General features: G+C 67.3%; 22 protein-coding genes. 12 read left to right on the top strand and 10 right to left on the bottom strand.

Features of this window, described 5'->3' with window-relative positions; translation table 11 throughout:
- Positions 1 to 78 precede the first annotated feature (78 nt).
- Positions 79 to 1374, bottom strand: coding sequence for an NAD(P)/FAD-dependent oxidoreductase (locus tag GPX89_RS03870; RefSeq protein ID WP_157355152.1), 1296 nt, complete (start codon positions 1372 to 1374; stop codon positions 79 to 81).
- Between the two features lie 113 nt (positions 1375 to 1487).
- Here GPX89_RS03870 and GPX89_RS03865 point away from each other — a divergent pair, with 113 nt between their 5' ends.
- On the top strand, positions 1488 to 2348 hold the full coding sequence (locus GPX89_RS03865) for a LysR family transcriptional regulator (RefSeq protein WP_328601645.1): 861 nt from the start codon (positions 1488 to 1490) through the stop codon (positions 2346 to 2348).
- A 94-nt stretch (positions 2349 to 2442) separates the two neighbouring features.
- On the opposite strand, the gene GPX89_RS03860 is transcribed toward GPX89_RS03865, so the two are convergent.
- Positions 2443 to 3384, bottom strand: a complete 942-nt coding sequence (locus tag GPX89_RS03860) for an aminoglycoside phosphotransferase family protein (RefSeq protein WP_157355148.1) — start codon at positions 3382 to 3384, stop codon at positions 2443 to 2445.
- Between the two features lie 60 nt (positions 3385 to 3444).
- Positions 3445 to 3960: a CGNR zinc finger domain-containing protein gene (locus GPX89_RS45750; protein WP_157355146.1), complete on the bottom strand. Its 516-nt coding sequence runs from the start codon at positions 3958 to 3960 to the stop codon at positions 3445 to 3447.
- A gap of 47 nt (positions 3961 to 4007) precedes the next feature.
- On the opposite strand from GPX89_RS45750, the gene GPX89_RS03850 reads away from it, so the two are divergent.
- Complete coding sequence (locus GPX89_RS03850; protein ID WP_198347249.1) at positions 4008 to 5336, top strand: FAD-dependent monooxygenase; 1329 nt, start codon at positions 4008 to 4010, stop codon at positions 5334 to 5336.
- A gap of 514 nt (positions 5337 to 5850) precedes the next feature.
- Here GPX89_RS03850 and GPX89_RS03845 read toward each other — a convergent pair.
- The 3 genes from GPX89_RS03845 to GPX89_RS03835 form a co-directional block, all read right to left on the bottom strand.
- Entirely contained in the window at positions 5851 to 6072 is a 222-nt protein-coding gene (locus GPX89_RS03845; protein WP_157355142.1) for a hypothetical protein, read from the bottom strand.
- A 159-nt stretch (positions 6073 to 6231) separates the two neighbouring features.
- On the bottom strand, positions 6232 to 7191 hold the full coding sequence (locus GPX89_RS03840; RefSeq protein WP_157355140.1) for an electron transfer flavoprotein subunit alpha/FixB family protein: 960 nt from the start codon (positions 7189 to 7191) through the stop codon (positions 6232 to 6234).
- 37 nt (positions 7192 to 7228) lie between these two features.
- The gene (locus GPX89_RS03835; protein WP_157355138.1) at positions 7229 to 8014 is read right to left on the bottom strand and encodes an electron transfer flavoprotein subunit beta/FixA family protein; all 786 of its coding nucleotides are present in this window, start codon (positions 8012 to 8014) and stop codon (positions 7229 to 7231) included.
- A gap of 160 nt (positions 8015 to 8174) precedes the next feature.
- Here GPX89_RS03835 and GPX89_RS03830 point away from each other — a divergent pair, with 160 nt between their 5' ends.
- The 5 genes from GPX89_RS03830 (at position 8175) to GPX89_RS03810 (ending at position 14078) form a co-directional block, all read left to right on the top strand.
- Positions 8175 to 8987 (top strand): class I SAM-dependent methyltransferase, encoded by an 813-nt coding sequence (locus tag GPX89_RS03830; RefSeq protein ID WP_407939315.1) that lies wholly within the window; start codon positions 8175 to 8177, stop codon positions 8985 to 8987.
- On the top strand, positions 8984 to 10516 hold the full coding sequence (locus tag GPX89_RS03825; RefSeq protein WP_157355135.1) for a 1,4-alpha-glucan branching protein domain-containing protein: 1533 nt from the start codon (positions 8984 to 8986) through the stop codon (positions 10514 to 10516). The genes GPX89_RS03830 and GPX89_RS03825 overlap by 4 nt, the downstream gene beginning before the upstream one ends.
- Complete coding sequence (locus GPX89_RS03820; RefSeq protein WP_157355132.1) at positions 10513 to 11775, top strand: glycosyltransferase family 4 protein; 1263 nt, start codon at positions 10513 to 10515, stop codon at positions 11773 to 11775. The genes GPX89_RS03825 and GPX89_RS03820 overlap by 4 nt, the downstream gene beginning before the upstream one ends.
- A 77-nt stretch (positions 11776 to 11852) precedes the next feature.
- Positions 11853 to 13007, top strand: coding sequence for a serine hydrolase domain-containing protein (locus GPX89_RS03815; protein ID WP_157355130.1), 1155 nt, complete (start codon positions 11853 to 11855; stop codon positions 13005 to 13007).
- 150 nt (positions 13008 to 13157) lie between these two features.
- Positions 13158 to 14078, top strand: coding sequence for an RpnC/YadD family protein (locus GPX89_RS03810; RefSeq protein WP_157355127.1), 921 nt, complete (start codon positions 13158 to 13160; stop codon positions 14076 to 14078).
- Between the two features lie 23 nt (positions 14079 to 14101).
- On the opposite strand, the gene GPX89_RS03805 is transcribed toward GPX89_RS03810, so the two are convergent.
- Positions 14102 to 14536: a cupin domain-containing protein gene (locus GPX89_RS03805; RefSeq protein WP_328601479.1), complete on the bottom strand. Its 435-nt coding sequence runs from the start codon at positions 14534 to 14536 to the stop codon at positions 14102 to 14104.
- Positions 14537 to 14631: 95 nt separating this feature from the next.
- Between GPX89_RS03805 and GPX89_RS03800 the strand changes: the two genes are divergently transcribed.
- The 4 genes from GPX89_RS03800 to GPX89_RS03785 are packed head-to-tail and all read left to right on the top strand — an operon-like array spanning position 14632 to position 17177.
- A complete protein-coding gene (locus GPX89_RS03800) occupies positions 14632 to 14949 on the top strand; it encodes a type VII secretion target (protein ID WP_157355124.1) in 318 nt (105 codons plus the stop codon).
- A 1-nt stretch (position 14950) separates the two neighbouring features.
- Positions 14951 to 15124: a hypothetical protein gene (locus tag GPX89_RS03795; RefSeq protein ID WP_157355121.1), complete on the top strand. Its 174-nt coding sequence runs from the start codon at positions 14951 to 14953 to the stop codon at positions 15122 to 15124.
- Positions 15091 to 16530, top strand: coding sequence for a TPR repeat region-containing protein (locus GPX89_RS03790; RefSeq protein ID WP_456237919.1), 1440 nt, complete (start codon positions 15091 to 15093; stop codon positions 16528 to 16530). Before GPX89_RS03795 ends, GPX89_RS03790 begins: the two co-directional genes overlap by 34 nt.
- Before the next feature lie 44 nt (positions 16531 to 16574).
- Complete coding sequence (locus GPX89_RS03785; RefSeq protein WP_157355115.1) at positions 16575 to 17177, top strand: hypothetical protein; 603 nt, start codon at positions 16575 to 16577, stop codon at positions 17175 to 17177.
- 1 nt (position 17178) lies between these two features.
- On the opposite strand, the gene GPX89_RS03780 is transcribed toward GPX89_RS03785, so the two are convergent.
- Together GPX89_RS03780 and GPX89_RS03775 are read right to left on the bottom strand one after the other, a co-directional pair.
- Positions 17179 to 17721 (bottom strand): DUF1697 domain-containing protein, encoded by a 543-nt coding sequence (locus GPX89_RS03780; RefSeq protein ID WP_157355112.1) that lies wholly within the window; start codon positions 17719 to 17721, stop codon positions 17179 to 17181.
- A 32-nt stretch (positions 17722 to 17753) separates the two neighbouring features.
- Complete coding sequence (locus GPX89_RS03775; protein WP_328601478.1) at positions 17754 to 18500, bottom strand: acyltransferase; 747 nt, start codon at positions 18498 to 18500, stop codon at positions 17754 to 17756.
- Positions 18501 to 18697: 197 nt separating this feature from the next.
- Between GPX89_RS03775 and GPX89_RS03770 the strand changes: the two genes are divergently transcribed.
- Positions 18698 to 19978, top strand: a complete 1281-nt coding sequence (locus GPX89_RS03770; protein ID WP_157355109.1) for an outer membrane protein assembly factor BamB family protein — start codon at positions 18698 to 18700, stop codon at positions 19976 to 19978.
- A gap of 1 nt (position 19979) precedes the next feature.
- Here the strand turns inward: GPX89_RS03770 and GPX89_RS03765 are convergent, their stop codons facing one another.
- Entirely contained in the window at positions 19980 to 20411 is a 432-nt protein-coding gene (locus tag GPX89_RS03765) for a MarR family winged helix-turn-helix transcriptional regulator (RefSeq protein ID WP_157355106.1), read from the bottom strand.
- Positions 20412 to 20428: the final 17 nt, after the last annotated feature.

Raw genomic sequence — 20428 nt, 5'->3', positions numbered from 1 at the left:
GCGCGGGCCTCGAAGCACCGACAACGACGACGGGCTCCCCACCATCAGGTGGGGAGCCCGTCGCGGAGTGGGTGCGGGTCAGGCCGCTAGTCGGTCCCGGTCGGGAGTCTTTGCGGCGCGGGGCTTCTCGACCTCGTTGAAACCGGGGCGGCCGCTGCCGATGAAGGCGATCAGCCAGGAGGCGACGGCGGCGAAGCGGTTGCGGAAGCCGACGAGGTAGAACAGGTGGACGGCCAGCCAGGTGACCCAGGCCAGCAGGCCGGTGAACTTCACCTTGTCGTTGATCTTGGTGACGGCGGCGAAGCGGCTGATGACCGCCATCGAACCCTTGTCCCAGTACTTGAACGGGGTGGCCGCGGGCTTCTTGCCGCGGATGATGTCGGCGACGTGGCGGCCCTCCTGCATGGCGACCGGCGACTGGCCGGGGTAGCCGTTGAGGAAGGTCATGTCGCCGATGGCGAAGATGTCGGCGTGGCCGCCGACGGTGCAGTCCGGGTTGATGAGAAGGCGTCCGGCACGGTCGGTTTCACAGCCGGTGGCCTCGGCCAGCACCTGGGCGAACGCGCCCGCGGCCACACCGGCCGACCACACCACGGTCTCGGCGGCGATGCCGCGCTCCACGCCGTCCTTGCTCTTGACGGTGACCTTGCCGTCCTCGATATCGGTCACGAAGGTGTCGACCAGGACCTCGACGCCGCTCTTCTCCAGCGACTGCTTCGAATATTCCGAAAGCCGGCCGCCGAAGGGCGGCAGCACGACGCCCGCACCCTCGACGAGAGTGACCGTATCCTCCAGGTGGAAGTACCTTTTCGCGAGTTCCTTCAGCTGCCCCGCGACCTCGACGCCGGTCGCGCCCGCGCCGACCACCACGAAGCTGAGCAGGCGGCGGCGGGTCTCCGGGTCGGCGGTCTTGGCCTGCTCGAAGACGCGCTCGATCTGCGCGCGCAGGGCGCGGGCGTCGTCGATGGTCTTGAGCGAGAACGTCTTGTCCGCGAAGTCGTCGCGGCCGAAGTAGGACTGGCTGGCGCCGGTGGCGGCGATGAGCTTGCCGTAGCGGATCTTGCGCGGGCCCTCGGGCGTCTCATAGGTGAGGATCGCGTTCGGAGCGTCGATGGCGGTCACCTTGCCCAGGCGCGCCTCGCCGTTCTTGTGCTTGCGGAGGATGTTCTGAATCGGAGGCGCGATCTCATCGGAGGCCAGCACACCCGTCGCTACCTGGTAGAGCAACGGCTGGAAAAGATGCTCGGGGGTACCCGAGATGAGGACGTAGCGAACTCCCGACTTGTTCAGCTGCTTCGCGGCGGCAAGACCACCGAAGCCCGAACCGACGATGACGACATCGGCGGTTTCGATATCCGCCTCCAGGTTGTACATGACTGCTCCCTTCTGTCATGACTAACCGTGATTCGGAACGCGGTTGTTCCAGGGGTCAGGGCGCATAATCAAGATGACTCTTATCTACGTTGATCATGAATTGGAGAGATGCCGTGGAGCTGCGCCAACTGGCCTACTTCGTGGCGGTCTGCGAGGAGCTGAGCTTCAGCCGGGCCGCGAGCCGCTGTTTCATCTCGCAGTCGGCTATCAGTCACCAGATCGCCCGGCTGGAGCGCGACCTTGGCGTACACCTCTTCGAACGCTCGACAAGATCGGTCGTACCCACCGACGCGACCACCCGGCTACTTCCCCTTGCGAAGCAAATGCTGAGCCTGGAATCGGCCATTCGCGCAGCTGTACGGGCCTCCGGACCGCGCATTCGCCTGGCAGCGAATATGAGCTTCGCAACTAGATCACTCTCGGCCATCGCGGGCGCGCGCGAGGCGCACCCGGGCGCGGAGATCGAATTCGTCATCAAGCCCTTCCGCCAGCGCATCCAGGCAGTGGCCGACGGCGACTGTGATCTTGCTCTCATCCGGGGCAGCGTGGACCAGCCCGGCCTGTCCGTCGAACAACTCTGGGTCGAGGATCCGGTCATCGCCACCTCCACCGCCCACCCCCTCGTCCAGCGCGGCGGCGACGTCACCCTCGCGGAATTGGGGGCCTATCCCCTGCTGCTCCCACCCGAGTCCGAACAGGTCCTGCTGCACAACGTCGTCCGCGGCGCGTTCGCCGACCTGCCCACCGGACCGGTCTTCGGCCCGCCCATCCCGCCGGACCACACCGCCACCATGGAACTGATCAACCGCCCCGACGCCTGGACCATCCTCTACGCCGACAGCCAGACCGAGGGCATCGCCACCCTGCGCCTCGCCGGCCACCCCCTGCGCATCCCGGTCTCCGCCGTCACCCGCAGCGAGGGCCGCCAATCCCCCATCGTCACCACCCTGCTGGCGGCACTGCACAGCTCTTGAACCTCATCCCCACCACGATCGGCATTCTCGTGCAGCGCGACGGGAATCGACGCCGCGCCGCCCGCGAACAACTCCCGCCGCAATAACTTCCGGATCAGGCCAGCGCGGTGGCGACCGCGAGGTGCAGGTGCAGATCCTCGGGCTCCTCGTCCTCGATCGCCCACCCGATCTCTTCCATCGACCGCATGAACGCCCAGGCGTGCGCCCGATCGGCGGACACCTCCAGCGCCGCGGCCGTCCTGGCGACCACCGCCCGCGCGTGCTCGGGCGTGGGGTCGCTCTGCACCTGGATCATCACCAGGAACCCGGCGTCGAAGGCGGCCTCGCCCAGATAGGGTTTCGGATCGATGAGCAGCCACGGCTCCCGTTCCGCCGCAACGATATTGCCCAGGTGGGTATCACGATTGACCACCAGCAACGGCCCGTCCGGCACCGTCAGCTCAGCACCCCGCCGCGCGGCCCGATCCAGTAGCCGGGCCGGAATCACCTCGGCCACAGCGGCTTCCGGCTCCGCGAACATCCGCTCCCACGCGGCCACCATCGACGCGGCCGTCGGCAGCTCCGGAAACCCGGCGGGCACCGGGCCGGGCGCCCGCCGCAGCCGCCGGTACAACCGGCACGCCTGCTCGACCTTCCCGATATTCTCCGGCCGTCCCTCGAGACTCGGAAACCCCGGCTGGTACAGCAGTTCCGTGCCCGGCCGCGCCCACTCGAGCAGCATCGCCCCGATCGCCGGATCGAATTCGTAGAGCCGGACCGCACCGTCACCACCGTAGTGGTGCAGCCCGGTCGGCTCCCCACAGTTCTCCTTGTCGACCACGGGCACCTTCAGTACGGCCACCGAGCCGTCCGACCGCCGCACCGGCGCGACCCACGAATGCGTGCCACCGCCGAAACTGTCGCCGATGATCTCCAACTCCCAAGCTCCGCACAGCTTCTCCACCACACCGGGCAGGGCGGCGAGCCACCGCGGCCCCCGCTCCCCGAAACTCCCCGCGATGGTCTCGGCGACGTCCGGAGGCAATGAGATCGGCATCCGGCCAGCCTGCCGCATCGGCGAAAGGACCCGCAATCCATATGCGGGCGAGTCGAGCGGCTATCGACGCTGCCGATGCGCGGCCACCCTGGTTCGGGTCGCACAGGTGGTGCCGCAGTACTTCTGGGGCTGTCGCCGGCCGGTGTCGATGAAGAAGCGGCCGCAGTCCGCGGCGGCGCAGCGGCCCCAGGCGCAGCGACCACGATCGCTCAGCCACAGGCCGAGCGCGAGTGCGGCCTTCGCCAGCAGCCAGTACTCGGGGTCGGCGTCCTCGGGCGGCCGCGAATGCATGGACCAGGGGCGGCCGGGGAATTGGACCAGCGTGGGACGCGCGGGGTAGTCGGCCAGCAGGCTATTGATGGCGTGCGCCGCCGCGTCGGGCTCGTCGATTTCGAGGATGTCGGCGATGCGGGCCGCCGCGGGGCGGATCTCGGCGGGTTCGGCGGCGAGATACCGCTCGGGGGCGCGGTGTTCGCGCAGGATCCGCCGCATCTCCTCGTCACCGGCTCCGGCGCGCGCGGCATTGGCCAGGTCGGCCAGGAAGTACAGCCCTCTCGGGTTCTGGTCGTTCGGCACCCGGACAGTGTAACGTCAATTCAAATTATTAGCGTTACAGGAGGATGATGCGCACCTCGGTTCTGGTGATCGGCGGCGGCCCGGTCGGGCTGACCCTGTCGATCCTGTTGGCACGGATGAAGATCGACCATCAGGTTGTCGAGTCCCGGCTGGCGCCGTCCCCGCACCCGAAGGCGCGGGGCATCTCGGCCCGCTCGATGGAGATCTTCCGGCGCCTCGGCCTCGAGTCGGAGATCCGCGCGGCGGGGCTGCCCGCCGACCATGTCGCGTTCTTCCGCGGCAAGACCCTCGACGATCCGAATTACACACGGACCGTGGTGGATTCGAGCCGGTCCGGGCACACGCCCGCGCCCGGACTGCTGTGCTCGCAGGACGCGCTCGAAGGAGTCCTGTCCGTACACGCGGGCGATCGGGTTCGCCGGGGCGTGCGCCTGATCTCGTTCGAGCAGAACGATTCCGAAGTGTCGGCGACGGTTCGAGACGAGCGGACCGGCGAAGAGTCGGCGCTGCGGGCAGATTGGCTCATCGGCTGCGACGGCGCGCACAGCACCGTCCGCACCGGCGTCGGCATCACCATGACGGGCCCGACCGGCTTGAACGAATTCCTCAGCGTCCGGTTCGAAGCGCCGCTGGGCGCGGTGGTCGCCGATCGCGCGAGTGCCTCCTACTTCCTCACCGGCGGAGGCGGATTCCTCGCGATCGACAATGACCGGCAGTGGATCTACCAGCACCCGCTGCAGGGCAGAGACCCGGGCGACATCGACCTGATCGCTCGAATCCGTTCCGGCGTCGGCATATCCGATCTCCCCGTGCGCATCAGCGGCACCGCCACCTGGCGCATGGATGCCCGCTCCGCCGACAACTACCGCTCGGGCCGGGTGCTCCTGGCCGGAGATGCCGCGCACACCGTCCCGCCCACCGGCGGCCACGGCATGAACGTAGGCATCGGCGACGCCGACAACCTCGCCTGGAAGTTGGCTGCCGTGATCACCGGCGCGGCTCCCGAATCCCTGCTCGACACCTACGAATCCGAGCGCCGCCCGCTGGCGCGCCGGGTCATCGACATCTCCACCGCGAACGCACGCGCCCGCGACAGCTACCGCATCGACGACGAACTCCTACTCGGCACCGCCTACCGCGACAGCGACACCCTGATCCGCACCGACGGCTACGTCCCCGCCGCCGCCGTCGGCGACCGCCTCCCCCACGCCTGGCTCCCCGACGGTCGCTCCACCCTCGACCTGGTCGGTCCCGGCCACGTCTTGCTCACCGGACCCCAACTCCCCGAAGACCTTCGAAGGCTCTGCGGCCTCTCCCCCACCACCGCTCTGCTGGTCCGCCCCGACGGCCACATCGCCGCCCGCCTCTACGCCTGACACCGGCTGAACCGGTTCGGGGACCGGGGTTTCGTGCACGGTGCGCCACAGGTGGGTTCGCCCGTCCGTCACCAGCACCGCGGTCACCGTGCGCCTGCCGGTCCGCACCGAGCCGAGGCGGTTCTCCGCGACGAAGCGCACGACGATCAGCTGTCCGCCGCGCGCGATCTCGGCCACCTCGGAGACCTCGATCTCCACGCCCGCCAACACATTCCGGGCCGACCAGATACCGGCCAGGAACGTCTCGCGATCCACCGCCTGCCCGGTCGTCACGACCGAGGTGAACCGCTCGTCCAGCGTGCCGGAGATCCGGTCGAACACCTTCGGCGGCGCGTCCGAGCCCAGCCATTCGGCCAGGTCGAAATGCAGCGCCGCCACGATGTCGGCCAGATAGACCTCACCGGTCTCGTCCGTCTTCTCGGTCGGGATCGGCTCGACCCGTCCACGCCGAGGATCGAATCGCCCACGCACCGGGCAAGACTGCCCGACCCCCGCCGCCTCGGCAACCGCTACGTCAGTGCACGGTCAGCGGGGTGTAGCTGCACGGGCCGAGCGAGCACAGGAAGTTCCAGATGCCGCCGCCCGCGGACGAAGCCGATCCGGGCGCGGACGCGGACCCCGAGGCCAGGTCGGAGGAGCCGACGATCTGGGTGGCCGTCGGAACATCGGCCGCGGCGGGCCCGATCCCGGCGATCAACGCACCGGCGACGGCGGCGGAGGCGAGCAGAGTACGCATGGTGAAACACCCTTTCGTGAACCTGCGGCCGGGAGGGGTTCCGCCCGCAGAGATCAATCTAAACGGCAATGTTTCACAATTCATCGGAACCGCCGAAAACAACTGTCCCCCGGCCGATTCCGGCCGGGGGACAGTCGATTGCGCTCAGCGCGAGGGGTTTCAGCCCTTGTGGGCCTTGACCGCCTCGGTCAGCTGCGGGGCGACGTTGAACAGGTCGCCGACGATGCCGTAGTCGCTGATCTCGAAGATCGGGGCCTCTTCGTCCTTGTTGACGGCCACGATGGTCTTCGAGGTCTGCATGCCGGCGCGGTGCTGGATCGCGCCGGAGATGCCCAGGGCGATGTACAGCTGCGGGGAGACCGTCTTACCGGTCTGGCCGACCTGGAACTGGCCCGGGTAGTAGCCCGAGTCGACGGCGGCACGCGAGGCGCCGACCGCGGCACCCAGCGCATCGGCCAGCGGCTCGACGACCTTGCCGAAGTTGTCGGCCGAGCCGACACCGCGGCCACCGGAGACCACGATCGCGGCCTCGGTCAGCTCCGGACGGTCGCCGCCGACGTTCGGCTCCCGCGAGACGATCTTGGTGACGCCCTCTTCCTGCGCGGGCAGGTCGACGGCGACCTTCTCGCCGGCGCCGGCCTGCGGGGCGGCCTCGATGGCGCCCGGGCGCACCGAGATCACCGGCACGTCGCCGGTGGCCTTGGCGTCCACGGTGAACGCGCCACCGAAGATGGAGTGCTGCACCGAGCCGTCACCGTTCACGGCGATGACGTCGATGAGCAGACCGGAGCCGATGCGGGCGGCGAGACGACCCGACACCTCCTTGCCGTCCGCGGTGGCGGCGACCAGGATCGCGGCCGGGGCGGCGGACTCGGACAGGCCGGCCAGCACGTCGACCTTAGGGGTGACGAGGAAGCCCTCGGCGTCGTCGCCCTCGGCGACGTAGATCTTCTCGGCGCCGGCGGCGGCCAGGGCGTCGCCCAGCTTGTCCGCGGTGCCGGGGGTGCCGACCACGACGGCGGCCGGGGTGCCCAGCGCGCGGGCGGCGGTGAGGAGTTCGGTGGTCACCTTCTTGGGCGCACCGTCAGCGTGCTCCACGAGCACCAAAACTTCTGCCATTTTCTTTCTCTCCTGAAAGTCGTTGTGCTCGGGGGACTTAGATGATCTTCTGGCCGACCAGGTAGGTGGCAATCTGGTTGCCGCCCTCGCCCTCGTCGACGATCTTCTCGCCCGCCGTGCGCGCCGGCTTCGGGGTCACACCGGTCACCTGGGTGCCGGCGTTCGCAACGCCCACGGTCTCCGGGTCGACGCCCAGATCCGCCAGGGTGAAGGTCGAAACTTCCTTCTTCTTGGCGGCCATGATGCCCTTGAAGGAGGGGAAGCGCGGCTCGTTGATCTTCTCGGTGACCGAGACGATGGCCGGGAGGGTGGCCTCGAGCTTGAACACGCCCTCGTCGGTCTCGCGCTCGCCGGCGATGCGCTCGCCGTCGACGACCAGCTTGCGCAGGTGGGTCAGCTGCGGCAGGCCCAGGTACTCGGCGATGATGGCCGGAACGGCACCGGCGCGACCGTCGGTGGCCTCGTTGCCCGCGATGACCAGCTCGATGCCCTCGATCTGGCCGAGAGCCGCGGCCAGGATGTAGGCGGTCTGCACGGCGTCGGAGCCGTGGATGGCCGGGTCGTTGATGTGGATGGCCTTGTCCGCGCCCATGGACAGGGCCTTGCGAATGGCCTCGGTGGCCCGGTCCGGACCGGCGGCCAGCACGGTGACCTCGCCGCCCTGCGCCTCCTTGATCAACAGCGCCTCCTCGACGGCGCGCTCGTTGATCTCATCGAGGATGGCGTCGGCGGCCTCGCGGTCGAGGGTGTAGTCCCCGCTGGAGAGCTTGCGCTCGGACCAGGTGTCGGGAACCTGCTTGATCAGTACGACGATGTTCGGCATGGGTCTTCGTCGACCTCCTGTTCTGGTGGCACTGGGGTGGCGGTCGCACGAGTTCGTCACGTACGTCCACAAGTAGCTCGTTCGGGAGATTACCCTACGTTAAGTTACTCGTGGGTAACTTACGGTGTGAGTTTCCGCATCGGTTGATCCGGTCGCCGGTGTGATATGGACAACCGCTAACGTCGGAGCGGTGAGTGACGCCGTGACACCTGTTGAAAACCCCACCGATCCCCTGCCTTTGACCGGTGAGCGGACCGTGCCCGGCATCGCCGAGGAGAACTACTGGTTCCGGCGGCACGAGATCGCCTATGTGCGCATGCTCGAGCAGTGCGCGGGCAAGGTCGTGCTCGAGGCCGGTAGCGGAGAAGGCTACGGGGCCAACATGATCGCGGACGTCGCGGCGCAGGTCACCGGCCTGGACTACGACGACAGCGCGGTCGCGCACGTGCGGGCCAAGTACCCGCGGGTGGAGATGGTGCAGGGCAATCTGGCCGACCTGCCGCTCGACGACGCCTCGGTCGACATCGTGGTGAACTTCCAGGTGATCGAGCACCTTTGGGATCAGGCGCAGTTCCTGCGCGAGTGCCTGCGGGTGCTGCGGCCCGGCGGCAAACTGCTGATCTCGACGCCGAACCGGATCACTTTCTCCCCCGGCCGCGATACGCCGCTCAATCCTTTCCATACGCGTGAGCTGAATGCCGCGGAAATGACCGAACTTCTCGTCGAGGCCGGTTTCACCGTCGAATTGATGGCGGGCATCTTCCACGGGCCCGAACTCGTGGCGCTGGATCGGAAGTGGGGCGGGTCGATCATCGACGCGCAGATCGAACGGGCGCTCGCCGGTGAGCCGTGGCCCGCCGACCTCGCCGCGGACGTGGCCGCGGTGCGCATCGACGATTTCGAACTGCTCGCCGACTCCGAGCGCGATATCGACGCCAGCCTGGATCTGCTTGCCATCGCGGTGAAGCCTTGAGCGACAACGTTTCCCCGGTGCCGGGCCAGTTCACGCTGGTCCTGCATTCGCACCTGCCGTGGCTGGCTCATCACGGGCGCTGGCCGGTCGGTGAGGAGTGGCTGTACCAGTCGTGGGCGGCGTCGTACCTGCCCGTGGCGAAGGTGCTGAGAAACCTTGCGGCCGAGGGGCGTTCGCATCTGATCAGCCTGGGGATCACGCCGGTGCTGGCCGCCCAGCTCGATGATGCGCACTGCCTCAGGGGCATGCATCACTGGCTGGGCAACTGGCGGCTGCGCGCGGACGAGGCGTCGCTGGCGGGCAATACCGCGCTCGGCGCGCACGAACATCGGCTCGCCTCAGCGGCTCTGGACGATTTCGAGACGCGGTGGATGCACGGAGCCTCGCCGGTGTGGCGCGAGCTCATCGACGCCGAGGCCATCGAACTGCTGGGCGGGCCGCTGTCGCATCCGTTCCAGCCGCTACTGGATTCCCGGCTGCGCGAATACGAGCTGGTCGAGGGATTGGCCGACGCGCGAGCGCGGTGGGGGCACACGCCCGCCGGAATCTGGGCTCCCGAGTGCGGTTTCACGCCGGGGATGGAACAGACCTACGACCGGGTCGGCATCTCGCATTTCATGGTGGACGGTCCCGCGCTGCGCGGCGACACGACGCTCGGGCGGCCCGTCTGGGATTCGGATGTGGTGGCCTTCGGCCGTGATCTGACGGTCAGCTATCGGGTGTGGTCGCCGAAATCCGGGTACCCGGGGCAGCCCTACTACCGTGATTTCCATCACTACGATCACGCCACCGGACTCAAGCCCGCGCGCGTCACGGGCAAGACCGTCGCCGGTCCCGACAAGGCCCCTTACGATCCCGAACTCGCCGCCGCGGCCATCGAGAAGGATGTCGCGGACTTCGTGGCGACCGTGCGGGAGCGACTGATCTCAGAGTCGGAGCGCATCGGCCGCCCGGCCCTCGTGGTCGCCGCGTTCGACACCGAATTGTTCGGGCATTGGTGGCACGAGGGCCCGCAGTGGCTCGAGCAGGTGCTGCGCGCACTGCCCGAGGCCGGGGTCACCGTGGGCACGCTCGCGGACGCGCGGGCCCGGGGTTACGTGGGCGAACGCGTCGAATTGGCCGACTCCTCCTGGGGTTCGGGCAAGGACTGGCGGGTGTGGGCCGGAGACCAGGTCTCGGATCTGGTCGAGCTGAATGCCGAGGTGGTGCGGCTGGCCCTGGACACCCTCGACAAGATGCGGGTGGACGCGACCGGGCTGCGCGATCCGATTGCCGACCAGCTGCTGCGCGAGGCCATCCTGGCCGTCTCCAGCGACTGGGCGTTCATGGTGTCGAAGGATTCGGCGGCCGGGTACGCGCGTGACCGAGCCCATGAGCACGCCCACGCGGTGCGCGAGATCGCGGCGGCGGTGGCCGCCGGGCAACTCGCCAAAGCGGGGCAGTTGGCGGCAGGATGGTGCACGGCCGACGGACTCTTCCCCGCGCTCGACGCGCGCAGGCTCGGCCCCGCTTCAGAAGGACCCGCATGAAGATCTTGATGGTGTCGTGGGAGTACCCACCCGTCGTAGTCGGTGGGCTGGGCCGCCACGTCCATCACCTGGCCGTCGAGCTGGCCGCCGCCGGGCACGAGGTCGTCGTGCTGGCGCGCCGCCCGATGGGCACCGACGCCACCACCCATCCCACCCACTCGTTCATCGAGCAGGGCGTGCTGGTGGTGGCCGTCGCCGAGGATCCGCCCGCCTTCGACTTCGGCGAGGACATGCTGGCGTGGACGCTGGCCATGGGTCACGCCATGGTGCGGGCCGGCATCGCGCTGAACAAGCCGGGCATCGGCGAGGGCTGGACGCCCGACGTCGTGCACGCCCACGACTGGCTGGTCGCACATCCGGCGATCACGCTGGCCGAGTATTACGACGTGCCACTGGTTTCCACCATTCACGCCACCGAGGCGGGACGGCATTCCGGCTGGGTGTCGGGGCGGGTGAACAAGCAGGTGCACTCGGTCGAGTGGTGGCTGGCGCACGAATCCGACGCGCTCATCACGTGTTCGGAGTCCATGAAGGACGAGGTGCACCGGCTCTACGGGGCCGAGCGGGTGCCGATGACGGTGATCCGCAATGGCATCGACGTGGGCGCGTGGACCTTCCGCGAACGCGCCCCGCGTTCCGGGCCGCCGCGGCTGCTGTACGTCGGCCGCCTCGAATACGAGAAGGGCATCCAGGACGCCATCGCCGCCTTGCCGCGCATCCGCAAGGCGCACCCCGGCACCACCCTGACCGTGGCGGGCATCGGCACCCAATTCGATTGGCTGCGTGAGCGAGCCCGCACCCACCGGGTCGCGCGCGCCGTCAACTTCGTCGGCAAACTCGACCACACCGATCTGCTCGGCTGGCTGCACAGCGCCGACGCCATCGTGCTGCCCAGCCGCTACGAGCCCTTCGGCATCGTCGCCCTGGAGGCGGCGGCCGCGGGCACCCCGCTGGTCACCTCCACCGCGGGCGGTCTCGGCGACCTGGTCACCGACGGTGTCACCGGCGCGTCCTTCGAGCCGGCCGACGTGAACGGCGTTGCCGAAGCGGTGATTTCGGTTCTCGACGACCCGGCCGCCGCCCAGGACCGCGCCTGGTCCGCCCGCGAACGCCTGACCGCCGACTTCGCCTGGGACGTGGTGGCGCAGGAGACCGCCCTGGTCTACCAGTCCGCCAAGCGCCGCGTCCGCACTCCCCTGGGCCGCCCGGTCATCGCGGAACGCCCACTGCCGGAACGCGATCCGAACCAGCCGTACTGACCGCGACACGCCGGGTCCGCCAGGATTCGCACGGGACACCCTTTTGCCCTGAATTAGAACATGTTCTAATTCAGGGCATGGTGATCTCGGTCCACGGTGACGTCGACCCGGCCTTCCGCGCGGTCCGCGAGGTGTTCGAAGCGAGCTTCGCGGACGGGCAGAATCTCGGTGCGGGCGTGGCAGTCTCCGTGGACGGGCGGGCCGTGGTGGATCTGTGGGGCGGTGTCGCCGACGCCAAGACCGGCAGGCCCTGGGAGCGGGACACCCTGTGCGTGACCTTCTCCTGCACCAAGGCCGCCACCGCCACCGCCGCGCTGCGGGTGGCGGCCGAGCACGGGGTCGCGGTGGAGAAACCCGTGGTCGACTGGTGGCCCGAATATGCCCGCGGCGGCAAGGATTCGACGACGCTGGCGCATTTCCTCACCCACAGCGCCGGACTCCCGATCCTGGAACACCCCGTTTCCGCCGCCGAGGCCGCCGAACCGGGATTCGTCGCGCAGGCGCTCGCCGCCCAGTCACCGCTGTGGGAGCCGGGCACTCGCCACGGCTACCATGCCCTGACCTACGGCTGGCTGCTCGGCGAATTCATCAGCCGCCACACCGATTCCACGGTCGGCGATTACGTCCGGAGCAACCTGGGCCCCGACCTTCACATCGGCGTTCCCACGACCCTGCTGGAAAGAGTTGCGCGCCTGACCTTTCCGCCCGCCGACGAGCAGCAGTGGACCGGCGATCCCGCGCCCATCTCCCCCGAGTCGGTGCGGCGCATGGCCGCCGCCTTCCGCGATCCCGAATCCCCGATCATGCGCGCGACCCTCAATCCCCGTGCCGCGTACAACGATCCGGAGGTCCTCACCGGCGGCTGGCCCGCCACCGGCCTGGTCACCACCGCCCGTGCGCTCGCGGCCCACTACCGCGACCTGCTCGCCGGTGACCTGCTCCCCCGGGCCGTCCTGACCGACGCGATCCGCGAACGGGTGCGCGGCACCGACGAAGTCCTGGGCTCGACCTCCGCCTACGGACTCGGCTACGCCCTGCCCTCCGAGAACATGCTCGTCCCCGCCGCCGCCCGATCCTCCGCCTTCGGCCACCCCGGCGCGGGCGGCTCCATCGGCCTCGCCGACCCCGACCACCGCCTGTCCTTCGCCTTCATCCCCAACCTCCGCCGCGACTGGCTCTCCGGCGACCGCCGCGCCTACAACCTCCTCGAAGCCGTCTACGCCGCACTGTAACCATCTCGGAACACCCACTGCTGGAACAGGATCCGAACCAGCTTTCCGAAGCGCGTCCGGGACCCGCCGACCCGGGCCGTGAATCGGGCGAGTCCGGACCAGCTCACCAGGTCCGCACATATTTTCGATTCATCGTCATACCGTCAGCACATGGTCAGTTCGAAGCACGAGGCGATGCATCGGCTCTTCCAGAGCCATCCCGAGGTGTTCGAGCGGGCTTTCGCCGCGCTGAATCTCCCTTTCCCCAAACCCCTTTCGGTCGCCTTGCTACCGAACGACCTGACCGAGATCGAGCCCCTGGAACGACGCGTGGACACGCTACTGCGCGTCGACACCAACGAAGGACCGTTCCTCTTGTTGGTGGAGGCTCAAGGCCGCGACGATAAACGGAAGCCGAGCTCGTGGGCCTACTACCTTGCGCACGTGTATGCGAAATACGATCTGCATCCGGTCCTGCTGGTCGTCTGTCAGGACGTCGCGACCGCAGCCTGGGCCGCAGGGCCGCTTCGCATCGGCCCACGCCAGTGGACCAGCCTTGTCGTACACCCCCTTGTCTTGGGACCACACAACGTCGCTCCGGTGACCGATGTGTGTGACGCTGTCAACGACATCCCGTTGACCACTCTCTCCGCCATCACTCACGCCAACGATGCGAATATCGGTGCCATACTGAAGACGCTTGCCACCGCATTGCAGAAGATCGACCAGGACGACGCCCTGATCTTCGCCGAACTCACCGAACTCGGACTGGGCAAGAGCCCGGCTGGCAACCTCTGGAGACAGTTGATGACCGTGGACCTCTCATTCTTCCGCTCCGAGACCTCCCAACGCCTCCGCGCCCAAGGCCGCAGCGAAGGGCTTGCAGAAGGACGCAGTGAAGGGCTCGCAGAAGGACGTGCCGAAGGACTCGCCCAGGCTGTTCTTCACACTCTCGATCGCCGCGGAATCGCCGTATCCAGCGATGCGCGAACGCGGATCATGTCCTGTGCAGAAGCCGAACGTCTACTGAATTGGCTGGACGTGGCCACGACCGCCACCGAAGTTGACGACCTCTTTCGAGGTGAGCCGTAGTCGTCTATGTGGCCGTGTAGGCGTCAGTTGAAGTCGCAGCCCGGATTCGGGGCGTCTTCGGAGAGCGGACTCCCCGCGGGCAGCAGGTACAACACATCCAGTACCTGCGGCTGATCGGTCAGGTTCCGCTCGATGTGCACATTCCCGATCCCGGCCCGCTCAACGAACGTGGTGCCCGCCCCACCGGTCATATCCACCTGGCAGTCCGACCCGAAATGACTGATCTGCCCCTGCCGCACGTACGCGTACAACGTCCCATCATGGAAGTGCCATCCCGTGGAACCGCCTGGCGCAACGGTGATCTCACGCAGGATGTAATCGGTGCCACCAATGGTGGTCTGCGACAGGATCACCGCGGTGATCCCACTCGACGGTGTCGCGTGCGCGGTCGCGGTGCACGCCCCCACCAGCGCGACGGATGCCAAACCGGTCAGCACAGCTCGAAACCCGAGAGTCACCGGCCCACGGTAGCGCGGTAATTCCGCCTCCGCAGGGCGAAATGAATCAACCACCCATCAGATCCAGACAGCTATTCAGCAGCTAATCTCAGGGCGTGACGTTCGAAGTTCAGCCGAGCTCCCTCAAAGACGCCGCGAGCGCGTTGAAAGGGCTGGCCGGCGACCTGAGCAATGCTGACGTCATCCCCCACCTCGGGGCCGACCGCGGCGTCTCAGCCATGTCCGGTTCCGCCGTCGCCAAGGCGATGGAAGGCGCGGACCCGGCAAGCAGCCAAGCCAAGACCGTCCTGAAATCCCGATTCGACGGCATAGGCGGATTGCTCTACGCGACCGCCGAGCAATTCAAGGGAACAGACGTGGACCTGGCACGGAAACTCGACGGAATCGGCGACCTCAACAACGCGGCGGTGTGAGATGGGCACCCCGAGCAAGAGCCAGGTCCTGAAATGGAATCTGCAACCCTTCGCCGATGTCGCCGCCGACGCCGACAAGATCACCTCGGCCATCGACGACCGCGCCCCGAAGTCCACGCCCAAGGCGGGAATCAGGGCGGGATGCAGCAGCTTCCCACTCATCTCAGGGACCTGATGACCGAGAACCCCATGCACAATTCCCTGGGCGGTCCCTGGGTCGACAAAGCGGGCTTCACAGCCGTAACCAAGATCGTCGATCGTGGCGACCCATCCCTCAGAATCGGCTCGGACCTCGATCGCGGAATGATGAAGCAAGCCTCCGAGATCGTGAAGATCGCCGACCAGTACACCGACGAAAACCATTGGATGGACGGCGTCGGCGGCGTCGCCGACAAGATGCTGGGCGCGGCCGGCACCGATCACATCGCCGTCTCCGACTTCATCACCGGCCACGGCATGAACGCGACCGTCACCCCCGGCGGAACCTACAACGCCGACGAGCACGTGATGTCGGTCCTGAGCCACCAATGGAGCAAGGACGAACACGGTGCCGAGAACCTCTTCAAGTGGATCGGTGGTCCCGAGGCGGTTCCCGATCCGCAGCATCCGTGGGTGGCCGACCGGGCAGGCCATACCGCAGACGCACTGGCACGAATGCTGGTTCGAAACGAGGATCACCTCGCTTTGAACATGAACACCAACGGCGATTCCCTGGGAAAGGTGAATCCCGGTGTCACCCAGGCACTTTCCGAGGCTATGCGACCCTACCTCGGCAATTTCGCCCATGTCCCCGACGGAATGCTGATCAATCATTCGGCCCAGGCGTTCAACACGGTCGGTGATCTGACGAAGCTGTTCAATATCCTCGACTCCGATCCGACAGCGGCAACGATCATCAATGGAGCCGGCTCGCAGTGGAACGATTATCTCGCCTACCAAGCGGGCCTTCATCCAGATCAGGCCACGTCACTGGGCTTCCGGTCGGGACAGTTGACGGCCGCGATGAAGGGCGGTTTCGATCACCAACTCCAATCGCTCAGCGCACACAATCAATGGGAGTACGCGCAGCGCTATAGCGAGAAGACCGCGATGGTCGATGCTGCGACCCCCTGGTTCGGTGCACTTCCCGAGGTCGGCCCGGTGACCGGGGCACTGGCGGCCGGTGCAGGTTCATGGATCAAACTCGAAGCCTTTTCCGCTCCAGGCGATCCCACCCATCCCCTGCCCGACGACTATGTGTCGAAGCAGCTCGAGGACGATGTCGCTCACTTGACCGACGGTGACACACTACGCAGGCAGTTCAGCCTCGCGTCGGGATATGCGAACGTCTATCCCGATCTCGTCTCGAAATTCGAGATGTCTCCCTCGCCGGGCCAACCCGGACCGCCTGGTCCGAATCTGTTGCAGGACTGGAACGCGGCTACCCATTATCCGGACAGGTTCATGAACACCTTCCGCCAACCGGATATTCCGGGTAATCCGATCGGCGTCTTCGAGGACGGTTATACCGACGGGACCAGAGACAACAACATCATCCCGACCGGCGCCAGGCCGGAAGGAGAAAGGGGGCCGGTGAAGTGATCGTGTACCAGGCACGATTCAGGCGGTGGTGCACCATCCTCACAGTGCCGGTCTCGATCGCGGCATGTGGGTCCGACACAGGGACATCGAGTGGCACGGCCACCACTACTCCGCGTCCACCGCTCGCGGTGTCGTTCCGCTGGACGAATCCCGTCGAGAAGTTGGCGAGTCCCGATGCCACATTCGTGCGGGCGTTCATCGAGTCCTGGCAGGCAGTGCTCTACTCGGGGAGCTGGAAGGACGAGTATCCGGGATTCACCGCCGCAAATCAGGGCGCTGTGGGCATCGGCCAAAAGGACACTCCATCAACGTACAAGAGCGTGTCCTTCAATCTCGAGGGAATCGACAATCAGGGGACCGAGACGACGAAGGCGGTCGTCTGCCTTTGGCCAGGTGCCGAGGAGGAGCACGGTTTTCCCACCGTGCTGACCTACTTCCACAAGGGCGTCGTGGCCCCGCCCGCCGATCAGGTCGGCACCGCAAAGCGACCCAACGTCAATGTTTTCGGTGATTGGATTGCCACCCGGATGGAACAACGGAGTGGTCCTGATCCGGAGTGGGTGGCTTGTGACCAACGACGGCCTGCCGATCTGCCATCGATGTACGCGGACCTTCCCCCTGTACCCGGGTGGCCTGTGGCGAAATGAGTTAGGCGTCCATCTTCTTCAGGGCCTTTTGGACAGTCAGGAAGGTGCGGGTGGTGATGTCCTTGCCGAAGGTTTTTTCGACGACGGCCATGAAGCCGGTGGTGCTGGGGTTGGTGTTGTCGATGACGGACAGGAGGGCGGCGGCTTCGGGGTCGAAGCGGACTATGCGGACCGTGTTGGTGTCGTCGGCCGGGAACTCAGGGAGTGACTTGGGGGTCTCGCGGACGAAGGTGACGGTCAGGTAGGTCCCGCGGCCGTGGGTGAGGCCGGCGAAAGGGTCGGAGTCGACCAGGGTCTGGAGTTGGTCGCGGGTGCGGATCAGGGTGCCGCCGGGGATGCCCAGTTCGGAGTTGAGGGCCTGCTGGATCTTGGATTCCAGGGCGGGGACATTCGATTCGCGGGCTTGGAAGACGACGTTGCCGCTGCTGAGGAGGGTGGCCACCTTCTCGAAGCCCAGGCCCTCGAAGACGCCGCGGAGTTTCTCGCTGCGCATGTTGGGGTTGCTGGGCATGATCCCGCGCAGGAAGGCGGCGTAGCTGTGCATGGGCCGAACCTACCTGCGCGGGGGGGACAAAATCAGGAAGCGGCGACGCCGTTCTTCTTGCGTTCGATGTCGGCGAGGGCGGCCAGGTGGGCGGCGCGCTTCTCGGCGGCGGAGTCCCAGGCGTCCTTGCGGTTCTTGACGACCTTGGCGGGAGCGCCGACGGCGATGGAGTAGTCGGGGACGTCGCCCTTGACCACGGCGTGGGCGCCGAGGACGCAGCCGCGGCCGACGCGGGTGGAGCGCAGGACGGTCACCTTGGCGGCGATCCAGGTGTCGGGGCCGATACGGACCGGGGACTTCACGATGCCCTGATCCTTGATGGGCAGGTTGATGTCGTCGGTGACGTGGTCGAAGTCGCAGATGTAGCACCAGTCGGCGACCAGGGTGGATTCGCCGATCTCGATGTCAAGGTAGGTGTTGACGACGTTGTCCTTGCCGAACACCACCTTGTCGCCGATGCGCAGCGAACCCTCGTGGCAGCGAATGGCATTGCCGTCGCCGATGTGCACCCAGCGGCCGATCTCGAGCCGGCCCAGCTCGGGGGTGGCGTGGATTTCGACATTGCGGCCCAGGAAGACCATGCCGCGCAACACCACGTGCGGGTTGGCCATCTTGAACTTGAACAGCCGGTAGTAGCGCACCAGGTACCAGGGCGTGTAGGCGCGGTTGTTGAGCACCCACTTCAGCGAGGCGGGGGTGAGGAAGCGGGCCTGCTCCGGATCCCGGCGGCGCGAACCCCGCCAACGCGCGCTCAGCGGTGCGCCCCACATGCTCGTCACGAACTACTCCCTGTGTTCACCGGTCGTTTCAACGAGGGTATCCGCCCCCTCGATAGGGCGTGAAAGTAGGCTGTGGTCCGGCTGTAGCGGCCCGGGGAAAAATCTACAGACTTCCGTACTGGCAGAAGGGACACCAGCAGGTGCGAAACGGCAGGCGGCAGACCGGACGTGGACGACGCACCCGAACCGGGGTCAAGATGCTGGCGACCGCGGCGGCCGGGCTGTTCACGCTGACCGCGTGCGCGTACGGCAGTACCACGATCGACGATATCGGCGTCGGGTCCGGCAAGGGCTGGCCGCTGGCCTTCCGCGACGCCCGCAACAGCGGGTCCAGCCCGGTGACCGGGTCGCGCAAGCTGGCGCTGAATTGGTCACGGCCCGTGGGCGGTCCGGTCGCGCAGCCGACGATGGTCGGCGCGGACGGGCAGCTGTACGTCACCACCCGCACCGGGTCCTGCAACGCGCTCTCGTTCCAGATGCCGACCGGGCGCAAGCGGTACTGCAATGTCATGGGCCCCAGTGCCATCTACGGCGGCTCGGCGGTGGACGGCAGCGCCAATGTGTACATCGGCGACGACGGCGCGGTGTACTCCTTCAACAACCTCGGTCAGCCGCGCTGGCGCACGCCCGCGGCCGGGACGCCGGTGTCGGTGCAGTTCACCGGTGACGGAAATGTCTTGTCCGTGACGCAGTCCGGGCAGATCGACGTGTTCAGCCGCCAGACCGGCGACCGCCAGATCCCCACCTTCCAGCTGCTCGGCGAGCCCGATTTCCTGGAGAACGCGTCGCTGAGCCGCCCGCCGGACGGGCAGGGCCTGGAGGACTGCGCGAGCGGCGGCCCGCAGTGCCCGGTCGCGAATGTGTCCGCGGTGGACCAGAAGTCGGGACGGTTCTACGCCACCCTGTGGAAGCCGGGCGACGGCACGGCCGGTCTGGTCGCGCTGACCTATGACGGCAAGAAGGTGCACGTCGACTGGAACGCGCAGTTGCTCAACGAGGGCAGCGCCACCAGCCCGGCGCTGTCGGCCGACGGCTCGACCGTCTACGTGGGCGACAACACCAACCGGTTGATGGCCGTGGACGCCGCGACCGGACGCACCAAATGGGTTCAGGATCTCGGTTTCCCGGCGCGCGGCGGCATCTCGGTGTCCGACGGGCTGCTGGTGCCCGCCGGGGACGAGGGCCACCTGATGGCGCTGCGCGACAAGGGCGACAGCGCGGAGGTCGCCTGGGAGCGCAAGGATCTGGAGCTGCGCGGGCGGCCGGTGCAGACGGCGGGCGACACCGGCTACACGGTCGCGCCGATCGGCGACAAGCTGACGTTGGTCACCTTCGACACCAAGACGGGCGCGACCGTGCAGTCCAACGAACTGCCGGGCGCGGAAGGCTCGACCGCCGGTACCGCGGTCGGAGCCAAGGGCGAGGTCGTGGTGACGACCCGCATCGGCGAACTGTTCGTCTTCAAGCCCGAAAAGTGAACTAGCGCAGCGTCTCCGCGAACGCGTCGACATTCGCGGAGACGCGCTGCAGGAGATCCAGCAGGGTGCGGTAGTCGTCCTCGGTGAGGCCGTCGGTGACGGCGGCGCGTTGAATCTGGATGCGCCGCAGCAGTTTCGCGTGCGCTTCGACGCCCGCGGGGGTCAGTGCGTAGCGGGTCGCGTCGTCGACGATCACCCAGCCGCGTTCGAGCAGCACGCCGACATACGGTGCGGCCGTGGGGTCTCGGTCGTCGAGGAAGGGCGAGAGCGCCAGGTCGAGCCCGCTCGCGTCCAGCGGGCTGCCGGAGAGCGTGTGCATGATCTGCCAGTGGCGCCGCCGCAGCCCGTCGGCGGCGAGCAGTGTGGTGAAGTTGTCTTCCAGGGTCTTGTCGATGTGCTTGAACCAGTAGCCGATCGGCTTGGGGGTCGTCATGATCATCTTCAATCAGT

Origin of the sequence: Nocardia terrae (assembly GCF_009760405.1) — a bacterium.
Lineage (GTDB): Bacteria > Actinomycetota > Actinomycetes > Mycobacteriales > Mycobacteriaceae > Nocardia > Nocardia terrae.
This window is presented reverse-complemented; position numbering and strand designations above follow the sequence as displayed.